The following is a 2,290-nucleotide window of genomic DNA, read 5'->3' as shown; positions in this document are numbered from 1 at the left end:
GGCTCCAGAGCCGACTGTTCGGCATCGCCCTCGTCGAGTTCCGGATGCGGTGTCCAGCCGCTGGCGCCCCAGCTCTTCAGCGCCGCCCAGGTCGAGCGGTCGAGCCGGAACTGCTCGCAGGGGAACAGCCCGCCCCGCGCCGGCAGCGACTTCAGGAAAGAGCCCTCGGCCCGGAAGCCGGACTTCTCCAGGACCCGCCGCGAAGCCGGGTTGATGACGCGGGTATCGGCCTCGATCGCCGGCACGTCGACCAGCGAGAACAGGGTGTCGATCAAACCCTGCACCGCTTCGGTCGCATAGCCCTTGCCCCAGTGCGGGGTGCCGAGCCAGTAGCCGATGAAGGGCGTGCCGGAGGCCTGCTTATGGGCTCCGATCATGCCGATCAGTTCGTTCGGCTTCGACCGCGGGGTGATCGCCAGGACGAGGTGATCGCCGAGCGCATTGCCCTTGCGCGTCGCGAAGACGAAAGGCTCGACCGCCTGGGACGGGTAAGGATGGGGAATCGACGCCGTCATCTCGGCCACCGCCTTCTCGCCGGCGAGGCGCAGGATGGCGTTGGCGTCGGCCATGCGCGGCCAGCGCAGCCAGAGACGCCGGGTCTCGAGCCGGAAGACATCGTCGCGGGTCAGTTCGGGGAACATCGGTCTCTCCGTCGGCGCAAACGAAAAAAGGGAGCTGGGACTTCGGTCCCATCTCCCCTTCGCTGACCTTCGGGAGACCCGTTTCGAGCCTTCAACCCTTGATCCGTTCGGTTCGATGGAACCGGCGGATCGAGAGATTTCCCTATCCGCCTTTTACTCTGCGGCCTCTTGGGCCGGGACTACGTTGACGAAAGCTCGGCCGAGTTTCGTCGTGAATCGGACGCGGCCGTTCGTCGTGGCAAAAAGCGTATGGTCTTTGCCCATGCCAACATTGGCGCCGGCATGCCACTTCGTGCCGCGCTGACGAATAATGATGTTGCCGGCAACGACGGCCTGGTCGCCGAAGCGCTTCACGCCGAGTCGCTTGCTTTCTGAATCGCGGCCGTTACGCGACGAGCCGCCTGCCTTTTTGTGAGCCATAACGCCCTACCTCAAAACTTGTGCTGTCTCTCTAACCCGAAACGAGGGCAAAGGCCACCCGTCTCGGATACGAAATGCCGGAACACCATTCTGTCAGGAGTGACAGAGCGAGAGCGAAGCCTCGACGATGATGGTCCGGCGTAGATGTCGACGCCGGTAAATCCGACCTCAGGCCTCGGACGCCTCGTCCTTGGCCTTCTTGGCAGGAGCCTTCTTCGCCGCGGCCTTCTTGGGCGCAGCAGCTTCCTCGCCGGCCTCGGCCTTGGCGGCCTTCGGAGCAGCCTTCGCCTTGGCGGCGACCGGAGCGGCGGCGGCATCGCCCTTCTTCATCTCCGGCTGCTTGCCGCCGGTGAGGATGTCGGTGATGCGGATGACGGTCAGCTCGGCGCGGAAGCCGCGCTTGCGCTTCGAGTTCTGGCGACGGCGCTTCTTGAAGGCGATGACCTTTTCGCCACGGGCCTGCTCGACGATCTCACCGGCGACGGTGATCTCGGAGAGGGCCTTCACGTCGAGCGTGGTCTTCTCACCTTCGGTGAGCATCAGCACGGAGCCGAAAGCGACGGTGTCGCCCGGGTTGCCCTCGATCTTGGCAACGGTGATCTTGTCGTTGGCGGCGACGCGGAACTGCTTCCCGCCGGTCTTGATGACTGCGAACATTTTGTCCTCCATGTTCGGCCCCGCCCTGTCATGGCCTCCGGAATGGATGCACATGCGGGACGGCTTTTTGGCAGTCGATTGCGTGGTCTGGTTTGCTCTTACGGCCGCGACGCAGCGCACAGGCCAAAAGAGATCGGGCGCAGGTTTCCCCGCGCCGGACGGTGCTCGATAGTCGCGCCCGGGAGGAAGGTCAAGCAAAAGCGGTGGGGAACGGTGGATTTCTCCCGCCGAGAAGGCTTGCCCACCGGCCGTCGCTTGTGTAGTAACCGCCTCGCTTCGACCGAAGGCGACCGCGGACAGGTGGCAGAGTGGTTGAATGCACCGCACTCGAAATGCGGCATACCTGCAAGGGTATCGGGGGTTCAAATCCCTCCCTGTCCGCCACTTCCTCGCCTAGCCGATTGAAAGACGATCGGAGAATACAGGCGGAAGCCAGCCCCACTGTTCGACCGCATCTCGCGCACACTGGGTCGTCACAATCCGTGGCTGCCGGCACTCGCGGGCCCTTTCCGCAGCGCGCCAGAATTCAGCTCGGGCATCGAATGCCGAACTAAGGACACAGGAATGGCCAA

Annotated in this window: 3 protein-coding genes and 1 tRNA gene; 1 reads left to right on the top strand and 3 read right to left on the bottom strand. The window is 64.1% G+C overall.

The genetic code is table 11. The features are described 5' to 3' along the window. The 3 genes from ACIPIA_RS14590 to rplU all read right to left on the bottom strand — a co-directional run. Window positions 1-641 (bottom strand): GNAT family N-acetyltransferase (locus tag ACIPIA_RS14590; protein WP_400510587.1); only part of this gene is annotated, 641 nt, incomplete at its 3' end. A 153-nt stretch (window positions 642-794) separates the two neighbouring features. Beyond that, the gene (rpmA, locus tag ACIPIA_RS14585; protein ID WP_038363769.1) at window positions 795-1,061 is read right to left on the bottom strand and encodes a 50S ribosomal protein L27; all 267 of its coding nucleotides are present in this window, start codon (window positions 1,059-1,061) and stop codon (window positions 795-797) included. A 168-nt stretch (window positions 1,062-1,229) separates the two neighbouring features. Beyond that, window positions 1,230-1,718 (bottom strand): 50S ribosomal protein L21, encoded by a 489-nt coding sequence (gene rplU, locus ACIPIA_RS14580; RefSeq protein ID WP_400510585.1) that lies wholly within the window; start codon window positions 1,716-1,718, stop codon window positions 1,230-1,232. A gap of 294 nt (window positions 1,719-2,012) precedes the next feature. Here rplU and ACIPIA_RS14575 point away from each other — a divergent pair. Further along, window positions 2,013-2,102, top strand: a tRNA-Ser gene (locus ACIPIA_RS14575). Window positions 2,103-2,290: the final 188 nt, after the last annotated feature.

This window comes from Allobosea sp. CER48 (genome assembly GCF_044752385.1).
In the GTDB taxonomy this organism is placed as follows: domain Bacteria; phylum Pseudomonadota; class Alphaproteobacteria; order Rhizobiales; family Beijerinckiaceae; genus Allobosea.
This window is presented reverse-complemented; position numbering and strand designations above follow the sequence as displayed.

Bases quoted from the DNA above. Each gene is read 5' to 3' on its own strand.
- rpmA (WP_038363769.1), bottom strand. From the start codon at position 1,061: ATGGCTCACAAAAAGGCAGGCGGCTCGTCGCGTAACGGCCGCGATTCA.
- rplU (WP_400510585.1), bottom strand. From the start codon at position 1,718: ATGTTCGCAGTCATCAAGACCGGCGGGAAGCAGTTCCGCGTCGCCGCC.